Origin of the sequence: Burkholderia sp. AU16741 (genome assembly GCF_002223345.1) — a bacterium.
Taxonomy (GTDB): domain Bacteria; phylum Pseudomonadota; class Gammaproteobacteria; order Burkholderiales; family Burkholderiaceae; genus Burkholderia; species Burkholderia sola.
Map to the genome: position 1 here is coordinate 128,827 of NZ_NKEZ01000004.1, position 19,779 is coordinate 148,605.

Sequence of the window (19,779 nt, forward strand, 5' to 3'; positions counted from 1 at the left end):
TGATCCGCCCCTTGTCGCGTGGTGGCGCCGGCATGCGGCCGGCGCAGGCGCGTCAGATTGCGAACGAGGATTCGCGTGCGCCGGTCGTGGCTTTCAAAGCTTTCACCCACTTGCGCGCGGGCAGCTTCAGCGTGTCCTCGATCAGCTTCGCGCGGGCGTCGAGCTGCGCGAACGGCACGTCGAGCGCGGGGCCCGAGAACGCGATCGCGATCCGGTTGCCGTCGTGCACTTCGGGCAGCGCGATCACGCGGTGGTCGAACGCCGCGTTCAGATGCTTCATGTTGCGCACGAAGCTCGGATGATCGCCGAACAGGTTGATCGTCGCGATGCCGGCATCGGCCAGGCAGCCGCGCACCGCGCGGTAGAACGCGACGCTGTCGAGCACGGGGCCCGCGCGGTCGCGTCGTACAGGTCGATCTGGATCGCGCCGGTCGTGCCGCGGTTGGCCGGGTCGTTGACGAAATCCCATGCGTCGGCTTCGTGCACGACGAGGCGCGCGTCGTCGGGCGGCAGCGCGAACATCGTGCGCGCGGCGACGATCACGGCCGGGTTCAACTCGACGGCCTCGACCTTCGCGTGCGGCAGGAAACGATGCGAGAACTTGGTCAGCGCACCGGTGCCGAGCCCGAGCTGGACGATCCGCCCCGGCGTTTCGAGGAACAGCAGCCATGCCATCATCTGCTGCGCGTATTCGAGCTCGATATGCAGCGGCTTCGAGATCCGCATCGCGCCCTGCACCCATTCGGTGCCGAAGTGCAGGAAGCGCACGCCGCCTTCCTCGGAGAACGTAACGGGCGCGAAGCGCGGCTTGCGCGGCGCCTCGAGCACCGGTACGTCGTCGTGTTCATCGATGTCCGGGCGGCGCTTCACGCGCGGCGGCTGGAGTTTTTCGGAGCCGTTGTAGGCGGACGCCTTGCGTTGCTTGAACGCGCGCGCCTCGGCGGACGCGCGCTTGATCAGTCGGGTCATGATGGTCGAATCTCGCTGGGTGATGCTGGATGACGCTGGATGAGCGGACGAGAGGATAGCATTGGTGGGGGGCCGGGACGCCGGTGGCGAAAGCGCTCGGTCGACTGGCCATTCGGGTGACTGGCAGGCCACATGGGCGCGCGGGATGATGTATCGCAATTGCGATGCAAACGAGGCCACGATGAAAACCGCGACTTTTCCGTCTGTGCGGGTCGAACCGGAATTGCGCGATGCTGCCGGGAATGTCCTTCAGGAACGCGAAACGCTGTCGAGCTTCGTCGAGCAATCGATTCACAACTGAATCGTCTCGAAAAAGGTGGCCTCATCGAAACCCGACGCATCGCCAATCTCAAACAGGTGCGAGCGTTCGCCGGCAGCCCGATTTTCAGCGAGTTGCGTCTCATCGTCATCAAGACCTTCGGGGTCGTCGACGTGCTCCGCGGAGCGCCGTCACCGCTGACCTCGGAGATACAACTCGCCTTTGTATACGGTTCGGTTGCCCAAGGCAGCGACCACGCCGGTGGCGACGTCGATGTCATGTTGGTCAGCGAGACGCTCAGCTATCGACAAATCATGGCCGCACTCGAATCGGCCGAAAGACGGCTCGGCCGCTCGGTCCGGATCACACAATACACTCACGAGGAATTTCTCGAACGGAAACGCAAAAGTCATCCGTTCCTCGCGGAAGTGCTGCGCCAGTCGAAGCTGATGATTATAGGAACCGAGGTCGACATTGACCGCACTGGATAACCTCGCACGCATCGGAAAACTCAAACCCTTTCCGGCGAACCGCGGCGAATTCGAGCATCTGCTCGGCCTTGCTCGAACCTTGCGCGATACCGTCACAAGCAGTAACGGAATGGGGACGGAGAACCACTACTCGACCACCTGCTGCCGTCCACCTGATCCTGCTTCTCGGGACACTCTGAATCCAACGAGTTTCAAGGACGTATCCCGCGCCAAAGCACCAGCTTCTGCTCGAACGACAGCATTGCATTCGCCGGGCTCGACGAAGGCAACACGAGCGTCTCGTACCCGGCCTGGCCGATCACGTCGGCGAACCGCCCCGCCGTCTTGCCGTTGAAGCACACGCGCTTGAGCAACGGCGCATGCGCGCGCAGCGAATCGAAGTCGTTCGGCTTCGCATTCCTGATCGCGGAATCGAGACTGCCCTGCCGATGGCACGCATCGAGCACATCCCAGATGCCGATGCCGTGCGACAGCACGCGCGCAAGCCGCGCATCGTACGGCAGCTCATGCAGCGACGGCTCGCCGAGCACCGCGCCGAGCAGCCGCCAGAACTGGTTGCGCGGATGCGCGTAGTACTGCGCGGCGTCGAGCGACGCCTCGCCCGGAAAGCTGCCGAGGATCATCGTGTGCGTGTTCGGCGCGACGACCGGCGGAAAGCCCTGCAACATCACGCGTCTCCATGCGACCCGACCGATCGCGGCCCGTCGCCGTGCGCGGCGAGATGGCGCCACAGCGTCGGCAGCATGCACTCGGTGACCATCAGCGGCTTGCCGTGACGCTGGAACACCGAGCGCCGCGCGGCAAACGCGTGCGGCGCGCGCGCGCCCTGCAATGCATGGCTCGCGAGCGCATACAGCGGATGACCGGCGATCACGCGCCGGCTCACGAGCGCCGAGCGCTCGACCTGCGGATCGCTGTACAGCAGCTCCGCGAGCGGCCGCGTGCGCAGCCGCCGCATCGCCTGCCACACGCCCTTGCTGGCCGCGAGCGGCGCGATGCTGTGCGCGGCGACGTACGGCGTGCCGTCGACCGACAGGATCACCTCGCGCACCCACATCGGCGCGCGCGGCGAACTCGCGAGTGCGTCGGGCTCGTCGAACCACGGCGCGTCGACGGCCTCGCGCGTCACGCGCACGGTCACGCGGCCCAGCCGCGCGAGGTGCGCGGTCAGCGATCCGCCGCGCGTCAGCCAGTCGCGCTGGTCGAGCGTGCAGCCAGGCCGCGGCGTCTCGCGCCAGCCGGCCTGCGCGCCGTCGAATCGCATGCGCGCGTTCACGCGGCCCGCGACAGCAGCAGCGCGTTGGTCCGCTTCACGAAGCTCGCCGGATCGTCGAGCATGCCGCCTTCGGCCAGCAGCGCCTGATCGAACAGCAGATGGCACCAGTCGCCGAAATCGGCGCTATCGGCGTTCAGCTGTTTCACGAGCGCGTGCTCCGGGTTGATCTCGAGGATCGGCTGCATCGCCGGCGCGTTCTGGCCGGCCGCCTTCAGCATCCGCTGCAGGTAGCCGCTCATGTCGTTGTCGTCCGCGACGAGACACGACGGCGAATCGGTCAGGCGGAACGTGACGCGCACTTCCTTCACCTTGTCGCCGAGCGCTTCCTTCATCTTCTCGACGACCGGCTTGATCGCCTCGCCGGCCTCTTCCTGCGCCTTCTTTTCCTCGTCGTTCAGCTCGCCGAGATCGAGATCGCCGCGGGCCACGCTCGCGAGCGGCTTGCCGTCGAATTCGTGCAGGAACGACAGCATCCATTCGTCGACGCGATCGGTCAGCAGCAGCACCTCGACGCCCTTCTTGCGGAACACTTCCAGATGCGGGCTGTTCTTCGCGGCCTGCCACGTATCGGCGGTCACGTAGTAGATCTTGCTCTGCTCGGGCTTCATGCGCGACACGTAGTCGGCGAGCGACACGTCCTGCGCGTCGGTGTCGCCGTGCGTCGACGCGAAGCGCAGCAGCTTCGCGATGCGCTCGCGGTTCGCGTGATCCTCGCCGAGGCCTTCCTTCAGCACCTGGCCGAACGCGCCCCAGAACGTCTTGTACTTGTCCTTGCCGGCATCGTCTTCCGCGTTCGCGAGTTCCTCGAGCATCGACAGCGCGCGCTTGGTCACGCCTTCGCGGATCGCCTTCACGTCGCGGCTTTCCTGCAGGATCTCGCGCGACACGTTCAGCGGCAGGTCGGCCGAATCGACGACGCCCTTCACGAAGCGCAGGTATTGCGGCAGCAGTTGCTCGGCGTCGTCCATGATGAACACGCGCTTCACGTACAGCTTCAGGCCGCCGCGATAATCGCGGTTCCACAGGTCAAACGGCGCGTGCGCCGGCACGAACAGCAGTTGCGTGTATTCGCTGCGGCCCTCGACGCGGTTGTGCGTCCACGTGAGCGGATCCTGATGATCGTGCGCGATGTGCTGGTAGAACTGCGTGTACTGCTCGTCGGTGACGTCGCTCTTCGAACGCGTCCACAGCGCGCTCGCCTGGTTGACGGTTTCGTCCTCGTCCTTCAGGACCATCTCGCCCTTTTCCTGATCCCACTCTTCCTTGCGCATCAGGATCGGCAGCGCGATGTGGTCGGAATACTTCTGGATGATCGACTTCAGGCGATGCGACGACAGCAGGTCGTCCTCGCCTTCGCGCAGGTGCAGCGTGATCGTCGTGCCGCGCTGCGCGCGCTCGATCGCGTCGATCGTGAAATCGCCCTCGCCCGCGCTTTCCCAGCGCACGGCTTCGTTCGCCGGCAAGCCCGCGCGGCGCGTTTCGACGGTGATCTTGTCGGCCACGATGAAGCCCGAGTAGAAGCCGACGCCGAACTGGCCGATCAGCGCCGCATCCTTCTGCTGGTCGCCCGACAGCTTCGTGAAGAATTCCTTGGTGCCCGAACGCGCGATCGTGCCGAGGTTCGCGATCGCCTCGTCGCGGCTCATGCCGATGCCGTTGTCGTCGATCGTGATCGTGCGCGCGGCCTTGTCGTAGCCGATGCGGATGCGCAGGTTCGGATCGTTCTCGTACAGCGCGCTGTCCGCGAGCCCTTCGAAACGCAGCTTGTCGGCCGCGTCGGACGCATTCGACACCAGTTCGCGCAGGAAGATTTCCTTGTTGCTGTAGAGCGAATGGATCATCAGGTGGAGGAGTTGCTTGACCTCTGCCTGAAAGCTCATCGTTTCGTGTGCCATGGATGCTGTTTCCTCTTACTTGAACTGAAAGGGGGCGCCGGCGCCCGGCGCGCGATGCCGGCGGACCCGCGAAGGACGGCCCGTTCGGGACGGCCCGTTGGGGACGGCCCGTTTGGGACGACCGCCTGGCGCAGGCGATTTGCGCGCGTATCTGGGGACGGCGCGCGGCATTTCAAGAGCCGGCGTGCCGCGCCGCGTCACGACGCGCGCCGCACCGCCGAGTCGATATAGCGTGCCAGCAGCCCGGGCAGCGCCGGATCGCCGCAATTCGCGACGTTGAAGCGCATCCACGTGGACGGCGATTGCTGCGGCGAGAACAGGCTGCCCGGCGTCAGCAGGAAGCCGGCTTCGTGCGCGACCGCCGCGAGCGCGTCCGAATCGACGCCCGTGTCGGCCCACAGGAACATCCCGGCCGCCGGCATCGTGAAAAGCCCGAGCCCCGTGCGCTCGAGCATCCGCGCGGTCTTGTCGCGCACGCCGTCGAGCCGCGCGCGCAGCCGCTCCACGTGACGCCGGTAATGGCCTTCGGTCAGAATCTTGTACAGCACGCGCTCGTTGAGCTCGGGCGTGGTCATCCCGACCAGCATCTTCTGGTCGGTGACCGCCTTCGCGATCTCCGGCGCGCAGGCCACGTAGCCGACCCGCAGGTTCGCCGCGAGCGTCTTCGAATAGCTGCCGAGATAGATCACGCGCTTCAACTGGTCGAGGCTCGCGAGGCGCGTGGCCGGATAGCTCGGCGGGCACAGGTCGCCGTACACGTCGTCCTCGACGACGAGGAAATCGTACGCCTCCGCGAGCTTCAGGATCCGGAACGCCTGCGCGGCCGACAGCGACGTGCCGGTCGGGTTCTGCAGCACCGAGTTGATCACGAGCATCTTCGGCCGCCACATCTGCACCAGGGTTTCCAGCGCGTCGAGGTCGGGGCCGTCGGGCGTATACGGCATCCCGACGAGCTGCGCACCCTGCGCGGCGAAACGGCCGAACATCTGGAACCACGCGGGATCGCCGACGATCACCGCATCGCCCGGTCGCATGTAGAGCCGCGAGATCAGGTCGATCGCCTGCGTGATGCCGGAAACCAGCACGATCTGTTCGGGCTTCGCGCCGATCTCGACTTCGGCGAGGCGCGTCTGCAGTTGCTGGCGCAGCGGCAGGAAGCCCTGCGCGGTGCCGAAGCCGAGCATCTGCGCGCCCGACTGACGCCCGAGGGCGCGCAGCGCGCCGGTGATCAGCTCGCCGTCGAGCCAGCGGCCCGGCAGGTAGCCGAGGCCCGGGCCTTTCTCCGGGCTGACCGTGTGCAGCATGTTGCGCAGCAGCCAGACGACGTCGATCGTGTTGTGCACGGGCGCGGCCTCGGCCGTGCGCGCGACGCCGTCGGCCGGCTGCGGGCCGGCGCCCGTGCGCTCGCGCACGTAGAAGCCGGAGCCGCGCCGCGAGTCGAGGTAGCCCTGCGCGACGAGGCGCTCGTAGGCCTCGACGACGGTGAAGCGCGACACGCTCTTGTCGAGCGCGAGCTTGCGGATCGACGGCATGCGCATGCCGGGACGGAACACGCGTTCGTCGATACGCCGCCGCGCCCACTGGACCAACTGGTCGACGAGCGTGAGCGTGGCCGTATCGTGCGGCGCGGGAATCTGGGCGAGTGGGACGGTGGACATGGGCGGCAGCTCCAACTGTACCGAAGGCTATCGCGCCGATTGTACCGTTACTGTGCCGGTAGCGACGATTACAGTTGTCCCGAATGGCGATCGTGCGGCCGCCGTTGCGGCTCCGCCGCACGGGGCGCTGCGCCCGCCGGCCCGCGTCGCGGCCGGTGCGCCGGCCGGTCCGGCCCCCGCCCGGCCCGTCGCCCGCCTACCATGACACTTTCGCTTCCCGACCGACGCTCATGCCAGCCCGCTCCCTGACACTCGATCATCTCGTGATTGCCGCGCGCACCCTCGACGAAGGCGTGCGCCATGTCGCCGACGCGCTCGGCATCGAACCGGCCGGCGGCGGCCGCCACCCGCTGATGCGGACCCACAATGCGCTGTTCGGCGCGTGGGGCGGGCTCTACCTCGAAGTGATCGCGATCGACCCCGATGCGCCCGCGCCGGGCGACGCTGCGGAGCCGCCGCGCGCGCGGCTGTTCGGGCTCGACGATCCGGCGATCCACGCGCGACTCGCGCAAGGCCCGTTTCTCGCGCACTGGGTCGCGCGCGTCGACCGCCCGCGCCGGCTTGCGCTGTGGCAGCGCCAGTACCCGGCCCGCATCGCGCCGGTCGTCGCGATGCGGCGCGGTGACCTGAGCTGGGGCCTCACGGTGCCCGACGACGGCAGCTTCCCCGCGTGGCAGGGTGCGGGCGACGGCCTCGTGCCGTCGCTGATCCAGTGGGACAGCCCGCGCCATCCGGCCGAATCGCTGCCGAACGACGGCGTCGCGCTGAAAGCGTTCAAGGGTGTCCACCCGCGTGCGGATACGATCCGCGAGCAGCTCGAGTGGCTCGGCGCCGCTCACCTGCTCGCCGTCGAATCCACCGACGGGCCGCCGGCGCTCGTCGCCGAATTCGACACGCCGCACGGCGCGCGCACGCTGCGCTGAGCGCTCCGCCGCCTGTTCCATTCCACACACCCGGCAATACGGAGACACCCAGCCCATGAATTCGCGCGAAACCCGGGGCATGCTGCTCGGCCTCATCGGCGTGATGATCTTCAGCCTGACGCTGCCGATGACGCGGATCGTCGTATCCGAACTCAATCCGCTGCTCAACGGACTCGGCCGCGCGCTCGCCGCCGCCGTGCCGGCCGGCCTGCTGTTGTGGTGGCGCCGCGAGCCGCTGCCGACCCGCGCGCAACTGAAAAGCCTCGCGATCACGTCGGCCGGCGTGATCATCGCGTATCCGGTGTTTTCCGCGTGGGCGATGAAGAGTGTGCCGGCCTCGCACGGCGCGGTGGTCAACGGGCTGCAACCGCTGTTCGTCGCGCTGTACGCGGCATGGCTGTCGCACGAACGGCCGTCGAAGGCGTTCTGGGCCAGCGCGGTGGCCGGCAGCGCGCTCGTGATCGCGTTCGCGCTGCGCGACGGCGGCGGCGCCGTGCAGGCCGGCGACGCGCTGATGCTCGTCGCGGTCGGCATCGGCGCGCTCGGCTATGCGGAAGGCGCGCGCCTCGCGCGCCAGATCGGCGGCTGGCAGGTGATCTGCTGGGCGCTCGTCGTGTCGGCGCCGTTCCTCGTGCTGCCGGTCGGCTGGCTTGCATGGATGCAGCACGCGGCGCATCCGGGCCCGCTCGCGCCGCGCACGTGGCTCGCGTTCGGCTACGTGACCCTCTTTTCGCAATTCATCGGCTTCTTCGCGTGGTACGCGGGGCTCGCGATGGGCGGCACCGCGCGCGTCGGCCAGGTGCAACTGCTGCAGATTTTCTTCACGATCGCCTTTTCCGCGCTGCTGTTCGGCGAAACGGTCACGTCGTCGACGTGGCTGTTCGCGGCCGCGGTGATCGCGACCGTGGTGCTCGGGCGCCGCTCGGCGGTGGCCACGGCGCCGCGCGCCGCTCGCGCCGGCTGATGAGGTGCGCCATAATGAACGTTTTGCCTGATCGGTTTTGCCTGACTGGCCGTGCTTACCCAGCCGTGAAGGCTTCATCGTGCCGGCACTGCCCACCCGGCGGCGTCGAAGCGATGCGCCCGAACGACCTTTCTTGACTGACCACGATATCCGAACGAGGAGACTATGAATCCGAACGACCTGCATCCGCCGCACTGGCAGCTTTCCGAACGCGCCCGCAAGCTGACGAGCTCCGCGATCCGCGAGATCCTGAAGGTCACGGAACGCCCCGAGGTCATCTCGTTCGCCGGCGGCCTGCCCGCCCCCGCGACGTTCCCGGCGGAACGCATGCGCGCCGCCGCCGACCGCGTGCTGCGCGACGCGCCGGCCGCCGCGCTCCAGTACAGCGCGACCGAAGGCTACCTGCCGCTGCGCGAATGGATCGCCGAGCGCTACAGCGTGCGCGTGTCGCAGGTGCTGATCACGACCGGCTCGCAGCAGGCGCTCGACCTGCTCGGCAAGGCGCTGATCGACCCGAACAGCCCGATCCTCGTCGAAACGCCGACCTACCTCGGCGCGCTGCAATCGTTCTCGCTGTACGAGCCGCGCTACGTGCAGGTGCCCACCGACGAGCAGGGCCTGTTGCCGGAAGGTCTTACCCCCGAACTCACGCAGGGCGCGCGCCTGCTGTACGCGCAGCCGAACTTCCAGAACCCGACCGGCCGCCGCCTGCCCGTCGAGCGCCGCCGCGCGCTCGCCGCGTTCGCGCAGTCGAGCCCGTTCCCGGTGCTGGAGGACGATCCGTACGGCGCGCTGAACTATCAGGGCGAGCCGCTGCCGACGATGCTGTCGATGGCGCCCGACCACGTCGTGCACCTCGGCACGTTCTCGAAGGTGCTCGCGCCGGGCCTGCGGATCGGCTACATCATCGCGCCCGAGGAACTCCACTTCAAGCTCGTGCAGGCCAAGCAGGCCACCGACCTGCACACGCCGACGCTCACCCAGCGCATCGCGCACGAAGTGATCAAGGACGGCTTCCTCGACGAGCACATCCCGACGATCCGCGAGCTGTACAGCGCGCAGTGCGACGCGATGCTCGGCGCGCTCGCGCGCCACATGCCGGAAGGCGTCACGTGGAATCGCCCGGAAGGCGGGATGTTCATCTGGGTGAACCTGCCCGCGCAGATCGACAGCATGAAGCTGCTTGCCGCGGCCGTCGACAACCACGTCGCCTTCGTGCCGGGCGCGCCGTTCTTCGCGGAGAACGCGCAGCAGAACACGCTGCGCCTGTCGTTCGTGACGGTGCCGCCCGAGAAGATCGAGGAAGGCGTCGCGCGCCTCGGCAAGCTGCTGCGCGAGCGCCTCTGATCCCCTTTTTCCCTGTCACGACTCTCTACGAGGAATCGAACGCATGGCTAACGTCTACGACAAACTGAAGTCGCTCGGCATCGAGCTCCCGACCGCCGGCGCACCGGCCGCGGCCTACGTGATGAGCGCGCAAAGCGGCAACACGGTCTACCTGTCGGGCCACATCGCGAAGAAGGACGGCAAGGTCTGGGCCGGCAAGCTCGGCGCCGATCTGCAAACGGAAGACGGCAAGGCCGCCGCCCGCTCGATCGCGATCGACCTGCTCGCGACGCTGCACGCGCACACCGGCGACCTGAACAAGGTCACGCGCATCGTCAAGCTGATGAGCCTCGTCAACTCGACGCTCGACTTCACCGAACAGCACGTCGTGACGAATGGCGCGTCGGAACTGATCGCCGAAGTGTTCGGCGACGCGGGCAAGCATGCGCGCTCGGCGTTCGGCGTCGCGCAGATCCCGCTCGGCGCGTGCGTCGAGATCGAACTGATCGCCGAAGTCGCGTAACGGGCGCCGCGCGATGCCCGGCCGTCTCGTTCGTTTCAAGCAGGTCGACGTGTTCACGTCGGTGCCGTTCAAGGGCAATCCGCTCGCCGTGGTGTTCGACGCCGATTCGCTCGGCGACGACGCGATGCGCGAGATCGCCCGCTGGACGAACCTGTCGGAAACGACGTTCCTCTGCACGCCGACCGATCCCCAAGCCGATTACCGCGTGCGGATCTTCACGACGGGCGGCGAACTGCCGTTCGCCGGCCACCCGACGCTCGGCACCGCGCATGCGTTCCTGGAAAGCGGCGCGCGGCCGCGCACGCCGGGCCGGCTGATCCAGCAGTGCGGGGTCGGCCGCGTCGCGCTGCGCGAGCAGGCCGACGGCTGGGCGTTCGCCGCGCCGCCGGCACGCGTCACGCCGCTCGACCGTTCGGACTACGCGGCACTGGCCGCCGCGCTGCGCAGCGACGCGCTCGACCTGGAAGCCGAGCCGTGCGCGGTGGACAACGGCGCGCCGTGGCTGGTCGTGCGGCTGAAGTCGGCCGACGCGTGCATCGGCCTGTCGCCCGATCCGGCCGCGCTGGCGGCGCTGACCCACCGCTACGGCGTGGACGGCCTCGCCGCCTACGCGCCGCATGCCGAAGGCGGCCCGGCGACGTTCGAGGTCCGCTGCCTGATGACGGGCGGCCAGTTCGGCACGCCCGGCGAGGATCCCGTCACCGGCAGCGCGAACGCCGCGCTGGCCGGGCTGCTGACGCGGCAGGAACGCCGCCCCGGCCCGTCGTATATGGCCCGCCAGGGCACGGCGATCGGCCGCGACGGTCGCATCTTCGTCAGCTACGACGCAGACGGCACGACGTGGATCGGCGGCCACGTCGTCACGGTCGTCGACGGCACGTTCCGGTCGCCCGACTGACGTTTCGCGATGTGCGATGGCGCGGGCTCGTCCGGCGCCCCGCGCTTTGCCCAACTATCGCAAAAACGTTCCAGCCAGTAATATCGGGCCTAATCCGTTGTTTCGGAGGTCTGTCCATGGTTGCGCGTCCCGCGAACGAACAGACGTCGGGACAATCCGAACCCTAGTCGGCCATCCAGACGGATGGCGCACGCGAGCAGGACGCCGCCCTCTTCGATGAGCTCCGCCCGGTCCAACCACACGCCGCCGAACCGGCCGCTGCGCGCGCCGCGCAAGTCGCGCCGGCGTGCGCTGTTTGCCATCCCGCTGCTCGGGATGCTGGCGCTCGCGCTGCTGTGGGCCGTGATCATCGCGCGGCTGTCCGTTGAAAAGGACAGTGCGTACAAGGAAGCGGCGGCTTCCGCGGCAATCCTGTCGTCCGCGCTCGAACAGCATACGGTCAAGGCGATCCACCAGGTCGACCAGATCACCCGCTTCGTCAAGTTCGAATTCGAGAAGTCGCCGGCGCGCTTCAATCTCGCGAGCGCCGTCGAGAAAGGCGTCGTGCCGAGCGACACGCTGATCCAGGTGTCGCTCGTCAACGCGAAGGGCATCCTGTTCGCGAACACCGCCGAAGCCCATCCGCAGCCGATCAACCTGTCCGACCGCGAGCACTTCAAGGTCCACCTCGCGCACAACGACGACCGTCTCTTCATCAGCAAGCCCGTGCTCGGCCGCGTGTCGAGCCACTGGACGCTGCAGATGACGCGGCGCCTGAACAATCCGGACGGCAGCTTCGCGGGCATCGTCGTGGTGTCGGAAGACCCGAGCTACTTCACGAACGATTTCTACAACAACGCGGCCATCGGCAAGGAAGGCGTGATCGCGGTCGTGTCCGACACGGGCGCGGTGCTTGCGCGGCGCACGGGCTCGGTCAGCAACGCGCCGGGCGCGTTTTCGGCGTCGGGCGTCTACCCGATCGCGGAGCGCGTGACGGGCACGATCATCGACCCGATCGACGGCGTGACGCGCATCGTGTCGTACCGCCACCTCGACGGCTACCCGCTCGCGGTGATGGTCGGGCTGTCGCAGACGGAAGAGTTCGCGGACTACACCCACACGCGCAACGTCTACCTGCTGATGACGAGCTTCATCACGCTCGCGATGCTCGCGTTCTTCGGCGTCGCGACGGGCCTGATCGGCAAGCTGCTCGGCCGCGAGCGCGAAATGACGCAGCTCGCCGAATACGACCTGCTCACCGGCCTCGCGAACCGCTATGCGACGCTGCGCGGGCTGCGCAACGACGTGTCGATGCCCGCGAGCCTGTCGCGGCTCGGCCTGCTGTTCATCGATCTCGACAACTTCAAGACCGTCAACGACACGCTCGGCCACAACGCCGGCGACATCGTGCTGCAGATGACCGCGTCGCGCCTGGCCGATGCGGTCGGCGACGAAGGCTCGCTCGCGCGCATCGGCGGCGACGAGTTCGTCGTCGTGATGAAGGGCGACGACGTCGAGCGGCGCGCGGTGCGGCTCGCCGAAGCGATCATTCAGATGTTCAGCGAGCCGTTCGACGTACGCGGCAGTTCGTTCGTGCTGCATGCGAGCATCGGCATCGCGCTGCATACCGTCGCGAACGAAAGCGAGATCGACCTGCTGAAAAAGGCCGATCTCGCGATGTACAGCGCGAAGGACGCCGGCAAGAACTGCTACCAGTTCTATGCGCCGCACCTGTCGCACCGCGCCGACCACCTGATGCGGTGGGAACAGCAATTGCGCGTCGCGCTCGCCGAGGGGCAACTCTTCCTCGCGTACCAGCCGAAGATCGACCTCGCGCACCGCACGATCACCGGCTTCGAGGCGCTCGCGCGCTGGGATCACCCCGAACACGGCGTGATCTCCGCGAACGAATTCATCTCGATCGCCGAATCGACCGGCCTGATCGTGCCGATCGGCGACTTCGTGATCCGCACCGCGTGCGAGCAGATCGCCCGCTGGCGCGACGAAGGCCACGACACGCTGACGCTCGCGGTCAACATCTCGCCCGTGCAGTTCTGGCGCGGCGACCTGATCGAGACGATCTCGCAGGCGCTGAAGGATACCGGCATCGACGCGAACCGGCTCGAGATCGAGATCACCGAAACCGCGATGATGGAATATCCGGAACTCGTGTCCGAGAAGATCGTCGCGCTGAAAAAGCTCGGCATCCGGATCGCGCTCGACGATTTCGGCACCGGCTATTCGTCGCTGTCGTACCTGCACCGCTTCTCCGTCGACACGCTGAAGGTCGACCGCTCGTTCGTGCAGGCGATTCCGACCGATCGCAGCGTGTGCGTGATGGTGTCGTCGATCGTGCATCTCGCGCGCTCGCTCGGGCTGACCGTCGTCGTCGAGGGCACCGAAACCGAGGAACAGATCACGTGGCTGTCCGCGCTCGGCGAAATCGAGGCGCAGGGTTTCCTGTTCTCGCGCCCTGTGCCGGCCGATGCGATTCCCGCGCTGATCGCACGCTTCGGCGTGCGCGGCGAGCATCCGAACGTCGTCGCGCATCGCGCGACCGGCAGCACGGGCGGCTGACCCGCACCGCTGCGGCCGCGGCGCGCGTTGCGCGCCGCCGCAATTGTTGCGTTTTCCGATCCGGTCGTTTAGTTCATTAACTAGCGTTTTCGCGCATGGCAGTGTCACGATGCGCGGCGGACAATCGGGAGGGCCGACATGTCGGCGGGCCGTCGGCACGGCCCTACGCGAGATATCCGGCCCTGCGCCAACCACACAATCATGACAACCGTCGAAGTCGAAGCGACCGCGCGTGTCGAAGAGGCACCGGCATCCCTATGGGCCTTGTTCAAGGTCGTCGCCAGCATTTCGGCCGTCTCGTGGGGCGGGCTTTCGATGATGGCGCAGCTCGAACGCCATTACGTGGAGCGGCTGCGGCGCATCGAGCCGCACGTCTTCGGCGATCTCGTCGCGCTCGCGTGGCTCGTGCCGGGCCCCGTCGGCTGCAATGTCGCCGTGCAGGTCGGCCAGACGCTGCATGGCCGTGCCGGCGCATGGATCGCCGGCATCGCGAGCGTGCTGCCGTTCTCGGTGCTGATGACGCTGTTCGCGATCTTCTATCAGACGCCGCTCGTCCGCTCGCTGGCCGCGCCGGTGCTGATCAATCACTTCGGGATGGTGCTCGCCGCGCTGATCGGCGTCACGTGGGTCAAGCAGTTGCGCTCGCTCGCGCGTACGCGGCTCGAACAGGCGATCGCCGCGCTATCGACGATTCTGCTTGCTTTCGCGCATGGTCCGGCCGCTTTCGTCGCGATTCTGCTCGCCGCGTTTGCAGCGGGCTGGCTGACGGGGCCGTCGCAACGCGATGCGATCGATTTCACGCTGTCCAAGCGCGATCGCGGCCTGCTCGTGCTGCTCGGTGTGCTCGTCGTGCTGTTCGCGATGCCGCTGCCCGGCAATTACCAGGCGGATCTGCTGTGGCCGCGCCTTGCGGGCGCCGGCATGACGCTGTTCGGCGGCGGTTTCTCCGCGCTGCCGGTGCTCAAGACGCTGTTCGTGTCGCCGGCGACCGGCATCTCCGATCACGACTTCACGCTGGCGTTCGCGCTGTCGCCGGTCGCGCCGGGGCCGTTGCTGAATGTCGTGCCGTTTCTCGGCTACCTGACCGACGGCTGGGTCGGTGCGCTGCTCGCCACCGCCGCGCTGTTCATTCCGTCGGGGTGCCTCGTCGTGTTCGCGCAGAACCATCTGTTCCGGCTCAAGCGCCATTCGCGCTTCGAGCACGGGATGCGCCTGCTGCGCGCGGCGACGACAGCCTTTCTCGTGGTCGCCGTCGTGAAGATCCTCCACCGCGAACCGGGCGACCCGGTTTACTGGCTGACGGGCGCGTTCGCGACGCTGTGCTTCACGCGCTTCAAGGTGCCCGTCTATGCCGTGTACGGCGTGGTCGCCGCCGTGTGCAGCGTGTGGCTGTGGGCGACGCACTGACGGGCCACGGCCGTCGCCCTGCGCGCCCCGCCCCGCCTTGACGCCTCAACCGGCCTGCACCGCGACCCGGCGCGCCATCCAGCGGGCGCGCAGCGCGTCGTACGCGAGGTTGAAGCAGAACGTGTAAGGCAGGAAGAACAGCACGATGCCGAGGTCGAGCAGCAGCGCCTCGACGAGGCTCACGTTCAACCACCACGCGGCCACCGGCACCACCATCGCGACGAGGCCGAGTTCGAACATCGCCGCGTGCGCGACCCGCATGCCGAGCGTGCGCGACAACCCGGCCCGCCGCTCGAAGCGGTCGAACAGCGTGTTGAACGTCATGTTCCACGCCATCGCGATCAACGACACCATCACCGTCAGCACGCCGACATGCGACACCGGCATGTCGAGCAGCCACGCGCCGATCGACGCGCACAGCGCGATCGCCACCAGTTCGAACGTCAGCGCGTGCAGCAGGCGTTCCGTCACCGTTTTATTCGTCTGTTTCATGATGCCCTCCAATGCATTGCTTGATCCATGGCGGCCATTTTGATCGGTAGAACCGTGCGAATCCAGTTTGATATCATCGGTTTTACCGATATAACGCTGCGAGGAGCCCCGCATGCATCACGCCCCCGAAGCCCTGCTCGCATTCGCCGAAGCGGCACTGCTCGGCTCGTTTACGGCCGCCGCCCGCAAGCTCGGCAAGCGTCAGTCGACCGTGTCGGAAGCGATCGCGAATCTCGAGATCGATCTCGGCGTGCAGTTGTTCGACCGCTCGACACGCACGCCGGCGCTCACCGATGCCGGCCGTGCGCTGCTGCCGCAGGTGCAGCGCGCGCTCGAGGCCAGCGCGGCGATCGACCGCACGGCCGCGCGGCTCGCGCACGGCGAGGAAGCGCGACTCACGCTCGTCGTGTCCGATACCTACCAGTCGAAGCGCTACGAGGAGACGTTGATGGCGCTCGAACGGCGCTTTCCGGCGCTCGAGCTCGAATGCCAGATCGCCGAGCACGACGACGTGCTCGACCTGATCCAGCAGGGCCGCGCGCAACTCGGGCTGATGGCCGCGCGCGCGGCCTACCCGGCCGATATCGGCGCGGCGACGGTGGCGGAGGAATCGGAGATCGGGCTGTTCGTCGGCCGCACGCACGCGCTCGCCGAATACGGCGACGCCGAGGTGCCGCACGCGGCGCTGCGCGACGTGCGCGAACTGCGCCTCAATACCTACGTGAAAACGGAAGGCCGCGGCACCGACGACCGGATCGTCGTCGGCACGCAGCACTGGCTCGCGCCGAGCTACCTGATGCTGCTGGAGATGGCCGTGCTGGGGTTCGGCTGGGCGGAACTGCCGCGCTGGATGGTCGAGCATTTCGCGCGCGACCGCCTGTGCGAGCTGCGTGCGCGCGGCTGGCCGCGCCGGGTGCGGGTGGATGCGGTCTGGTCGCGCAACCGGCCGCTCGGGCCGGCCGGCTCATGGCTGCTCGACGCGATGCTGGCCGCGTAGCGGCGCGTGCCGCCCCGGCCTGGAGCCGAGAACGAAGGACCGACGTCGCCGGTCAGAACCCGCGCGACAGCACGGCCGCGCCGATCGTGACGACGCCGAGCACGAGGTTCACGACGACGAGCAGGCGCACCGCATTCACCGCGCGGGCACCGTCCGGCCAGTTCTGCGCCTGGACCGCACGGCGAATCCGCGGGAACAGCGCGAAGCGGATGTGTCCGAAGATCAGCATCATCACGACGCCGAGCCCGGCCATCGCATGCAGCGACCACGTCGCGTGCGCACCGCCGAAGCTCATCAGCAGGAAGCCGCCGGTGAGCAGGATCACGATCACGGCCCCCGACACCCAGTTGAAGAAGCGGCCGAACACGCCTTCGATCAGCGGCAGCCGCAGTTGCGGCGACAGGTCGGACAGCGCGGGGCGCAGGCAGAAGTGTGCGAAGACCATCCCGCCCACCCACACGGCGACGGCCAGCAGGTGAAGAAACAGCGCGACGGCAACGGCGTGGGACATGGGGACGATCCTGTGATGAGTGGGGTGCAGCGAACGGCCGCGTCGCACGCGGCATCAAGCGACGTTCGACCCGCCAGTCGCGCGGCGGTTCGGACCCTCGACGCGATTTCACACTATTTTGCAAATTCCGCGTGACAGCGCCACGCTTGCTTACCCGAATCCCCGCATCGGAAAGAAAAAGCCGCACCCCCGCCGAAGCGGACGTGCGGCCTGCGATCGCGGCCGAACCGGACGATTCCGACGACCCGGCCAACGGCGCGGCGTCAACCGAGCAGCGGACGCAACTCGGTGACGACCTTGAGCTTCGTGTCCGGCGCGCGGCCCTTGCGGGCGCGCTTGCCGATGTGCGGCGCGAGCCCGGCATACGACAGCGTCTCGTCCTGCACCTTGCCGCCGCGGCCGGTGCCGATCAGCACGACGCCGGCCGGATCGATCGCCAGCGCCTGCACGAGCGTTTCCTTGTCGTCGAGCGCCATCAGGATCACGCCGCGCCCGCCGCCGGACAGCGTCTTCATCTCGTCCATCCCGAACACGAGCAAGCGCCCGCCGCTCGACAGGCAGGCGACCTGCGTCGCGTTCGGCAGCACCGGCATCGGCGCGAGCGGCACCGCGCCCGCGTCGATGGTCATGAACGACTTGCCGGCCTTCAGGCGGCTCACCATGTCGCCGACCTTCGCGAGGAAGCCGAAGCCGTTGCTCGACGCGAGCAGCAGTTGCTGGTCGGCCGGCGCCGCGTAGTAGTGCATCAGGTGCGAGCCCGATTCGAGCTCGATCAGCGATGTGACCGGCACGCCGTCGCCGCGCCCGCCCGGCAGCACCGACACGTCGACCGAATACACGCGGCCGCTGCTGCCCCACGCGATCAGGCGATCCGGCGTGCGGCACTGGAACGCCGCGTAGAGATGGTCGCCGGCCTTGAACGTGAAGCCGGCCGGGTCGAGCCCGTGGCCCTTCAGCGCGCGCACCCAGCCCTTCTGCGACACGACCACCGTCACCGGCTCGTCGACCACCTTCGCCTCGAACGTCGCGCGCTTTTCCTGCTGGATCAGCGTGCGGCGATCGTCGCCATACTGCTTCGCATCGGCCTCGATCTCCTTGATCATCAGCCGCTTCATCGCGCTTTCGTTCGCGAGCAGATCCTCGAGCTTCGCCTTCTCGTCGCGCAGCGCTTCGAGTTCCTTCTCGATCTTGATCTTCTCGAGCCGCGCGAGCTGGCGCAGGCGGATTTCGAGGATGTCCTCGGCCTGCCGCTCGCTCAAGCCGAACGCGCTCATCAGCGCGGCCTTCGGCTCGTCCGATTCGCGGATGATGCGGATCACCTCGTCGATGTTCAGGAAGACGATCATCCGCCCTTCGAGGATGTGAATGCGGTCGTCGACCTTCGCGAGACGGTGGCGGCAACGGCGCGTCATCGTCAGTTGGCGGAACTTCACCCACTCGTCGAGGATCGTCAGCAGGCCCTTCTGGCCCGGCCGGCCGTCGGCGCCGATCATCACGAGGTTCAGCGTCGCGTTCGATTCGAGGCTCGTGTACGCGAGCAGCGTGTTCACGAATTCCGTCTGGTCGATCGTGCGCGACTTCGGCTCGAACACGAGCCGCACCGCCGCTTCCTTGCCCGACTCGTCGCGCACCGCGTCGAGCAAGTCGAGCATCGCCTTCTTCGTGTTCAACTGCTCGGGCGTCAGCGTCTTCTTGCCGAGCTTGAGCTTCGGGTTGGTCAGTTCCTCGATTTCCTCGAGCACCTTCTGGCCCGACGTGCTCGGCGGCAGCTCGGTCACGACGAGCTGCCACTGGCCGCGCGCGAGATCCTCGATCTTCCATTTCGCCCGCACCTTCAGGCTGCCGCGGCCCGTTTCGTACGCCGCCGAGATTTCGGTATCGCTCGAGATGATCTGGCCGCCGCCGGGGAAATCCGGGCCGGGAATCAGGTTCATCAGCTCCGCGTGCGTGAGCTTCGGATTGCGGATCAGCGCGACCGCCGCGGCCGCGACCTCGCGCAGGTTGTGCGACGGGATTTCGGTGGCGAGGCCGACCGCGATGCCCGACGCGCCGTTCAGCAGCACGAACGGCATGCGGCTCGGCAGCGTCTTCGGCTCCTCGAACGAGCCGTCGTAGTTCGGCATGAAGTCGACCGTGCCCTGGTCGATCTCGTCGAGCAGCAGCTTCGCGATCGGCGTGAGACGCGCTTCCGTGTAACGCATCGCCGCCGCGCCGTCGCCGTCGCGCGAGCCGAAGTTGCCCTGCCCGTCGATCAGCGGATAGCGCAGCGAGAAATCCTGCGCGAGACGCACGAGCGCGTCGTACGCCGACTGGTCGCCGTGCGGATGGTATTTACCGAGCACGTCGCCGACCACGCGCGCCGATTTCACCGGCTTCGCGTCGGGCCCGAGGCCCATTTCGTTCATCGCGAACAGGATCCGGCGCTGCACCGGCTTCTGGCCGTCGCACACGTCGGGCAGCGCGCGGCTCTTCACGACGCTGACCGCGTAGCTGAGATACGCCTGCTCCGCGTAGTTGCCGAGCGTCAGCGCGTCGCTCTCGGGCGCGTCGGGGCTGGCAAAGAGATCGGAAGTATTGTCGTCCATCTGAATTCCGTATTCGTAAGTGGCGTGAGGCCGGGCCGGGGGTCATACC

The 19,779-nt window shown here is 67.7% G+C and carries 17 protein-coding genes and 1 pseudogene; 10 read left to right on the forward strand and 8 right to left on the reverse strand.

The genetic code is table 11. The features are described 5' to 3' along the window. Window positions 1–52: 52 nt before the first annotated feature. A pseudogene (locus tag CFB89_RS11970) lies at window positions 53–969 on the reverse strand (spermidine synthase). Window positions 970–1,150: 181 nt separating this feature from the next. Here CFB89_RS11970 and CFB89_RS35645 point away from each other — a divergent pair. Then, window positions 1,151–1,270 (forward strand): YlcI/YnfO family protein, encoded by a 120-nt coding sequence (locus tag CFB89_RS35645; RefSeq protein WP_306427124.1) that lies wholly within the window; start codon window positions 1,151–1,153, stop codon window positions 1,268–1,270. A gap of 131 nt (window positions 1,271–1,401) precedes the next feature. Beyond that, window positions 1,402–1,719 carry a hypothetical protein gene (locus tag CFB89_RS35650; protein WP_373559861.1) on the forward strand — a complete coding sequence of 106 codons (318 nt, stop codon included), beginning with the start codon at window positions 1,402–1,404 and terminating at the stop codon, window positions 1,717–1,719. A gap of 191 nt (window positions 1,720–1,910) precedes the next feature. On the opposite strand, the gene CFB89_RS11985 is transcribed toward CFB89_RS35650, so the two are convergent. The 4 genes from CFB89_RS11985 to CFB89_RS12000 all read right to left on the reverse strand — a co-directional run bounded on the left by CFB89_RS11985 (window position 1,911) and on the right by CFB89_RS12000 (window position 6,548). Beyond that, entirely contained in the window at window positions 1,911–2,387 is a 477-nt protein-coding gene (locus tag CFB89_RS11985; protein ID WP_089468089.1) for a DNA-deoxyinosine glycosylase, read from the reverse strand. Next, window positions 2,387–2,983: a chorismate lyase gene (locus CFB89_RS11990; RefSeq protein WP_089468259.1), complete on the reverse strand. Its 597-nt coding sequence runs from the start codon at window positions 2,981–2,983 to the stop codon at window positions 2,387–2,389. The genes CFB89_RS11985 and CFB89_RS11990 overlap by 1 nt, the downstream gene beginning before the upstream one ends. An 8-nt stretch (window positions 2,984–2,991) precedes the next feature. Beyond that, on the reverse strand, window positions 2,992–4,890 hold the full coding sequence (gene htpG, locus CFB89_RS11995) for a molecular chaperone HtpG (protein ID WP_089468090.1): 1,899 nt from the start codon (window positions 4,888–4,890) through the stop codon (window positions 2,992–2,994). 197 nt (window positions 4,891–5,087) lie between these two features. Next, a complete protein-coding gene (locus tag CFB89_RS12000; RefSeq protein ID WP_089468091.1) occupies window positions 5,088–6,548 on the reverse strand; it encodes a PLP-dependent aminotransferase family protein in 1,461 nt (486 codons plus the stop codon). Between the two features lie 230 nt (window positions 6,549–6,778). On the opposite strand from CFB89_RS12000, the gene CFB89_RS12010 reads away from it, so the two are divergent. The 7 genes from CFB89_RS12010 to CFB89_RS12045 all read left to right on the forward strand — a co-directional run bounded on the left by CFB89_RS12010 (window position 6,779) and on the right by CFB89_RS12045 (window position 15,145). Further along, complete coding sequence (locus CFB89_RS12010; protein ID WP_089468093.1) at window positions 6,779–7,471, forward strand: VOC family protein; 693 nt, start codon at window positions 6,779–6,781, stop codon at window positions 7,469–7,471. A gap of 55 nt (window positions 7,472–7,526) precedes the next feature. Further along, window positions 7,527–8,435: a DMT family transporter gene (locus CFB89_RS12015; RefSeq protein ID WP_069618088.1), complete on the forward strand. Its 909-nt coding sequence runs from the start codon at window positions 7,527–7,529 to the stop codon at window positions 8,433–8,435. A 165-nt stretch (window positions 8,436–8,600) separates the two neighbouring features. Beyond that, complete coding sequence (locus CFB89_RS12020; protein WP_089468094.1) at window positions 8,601–9,782, forward strand: PLP-dependent aminotransferase family protein; 1,182 nt, start codon at window positions 8,601–8,603, stop codon at window positions 9,780–9,782. Window positions 9,783–9,825: 43 nt separating this feature from the next. Then, window positions 9,826–10,284, forward strand: coding sequence for a RidA family protein (locus CFB89_RS12025; RefSeq protein ID WP_006478174.1), 459 nt, complete (start codon window positions 9,826–9,828; stop codon window positions 10,282–10,284). A 13-nt stretch (window positions 10,285–10,297) separates the two neighbouring features. After that, complete coding sequence (locus CFB89_RS12030; RefSeq protein ID WP_089468095.1) at window positions 10,298–11,182, forward strand: PhzF family phenazine biosynthesis protein; 885 nt, start codon at window positions 10,298–10,300, stop codon at window positions 11,180–11,182. A 216-nt stretch (window positions 11,183–11,398) separates the two neighbouring features. Then, entirely contained in the window at window positions 11,399–13,738 is a 2,340-nt protein-coding gene (locus CFB89_RS12040) for an EAL domain-containing protein (RefSeq protein WP_089468260.1), read from the forward strand. A gap of 201 nt (window positions 13,739–13,939) precedes the next feature. Beyond that, window positions 13,940–15,145 (forward strand): chromate transporter, encoded by a 1,206-nt coding sequence (locus CFB89_RS12045; protein WP_089468096.1) that lies wholly within the window; start codon window positions 13,940–13,942, stop codon window positions 15,143–15,145. A gap of 45 nt (window positions 15,146–15,190) precedes the next feature. On the opposite strand, the gene CFB89_RS12050 is transcribed toward CFB89_RS12045, so the two are convergent. Further along, on the reverse strand, window positions 15,191–15,637 hold the full coding sequence (locus CFB89_RS12050; protein ID WP_089468262.1) for a multidrug/biocide efflux PACE transporter: 447 nt from the start codon (window positions 15,635–15,637) through the stop codon (window positions 15,191–15,193). Window positions 15,638–15,749: 112 nt separating this feature from the next. Here CFB89_RS12050 and CFB89_RS12055 point away from each other — a divergent pair, with 112 nt between their 5' ends. Continuing rightward, window positions 15,750–16,634 (forward strand): LysR family transcriptional regulator, encoded by an 885-nt coding sequence (locus CFB89_RS12055; protein ID WP_089468097.1) that lies wholly within the window; start codon window positions 15,750–15,752, stop codon window positions 16,632–16,634. A gap of 52 nt (window positions 16,635–16,686) precedes the next feature. Here CFB89_RS12055 and CFB89_RS12060 read toward each other — a convergent pair whose 3' ends face one another. Next, on the reverse strand, window positions 16,687–17,145 hold the full coding sequence (locus CFB89_RS12060; protein WP_089468098.1) for a CopD family protein: 459 nt from the start codon (window positions 17,143–17,145) through the stop codon (window positions 16,687–16,689). Between the two features lie 263 nt (window positions 17,146–17,408). Next, window positions 17,409–19,730, reverse strand: a complete 2,322-nt coding sequence (gene parC / locus CFB89_RS12065; protein WP_089468099.1) for a DNA topoisomerase IV subunit A — start codon at window positions 19,728–19,730, stop codon at window positions 17,409–17,411. Window positions 19,731–19,779: the final 49 nt, after the last annotated feature.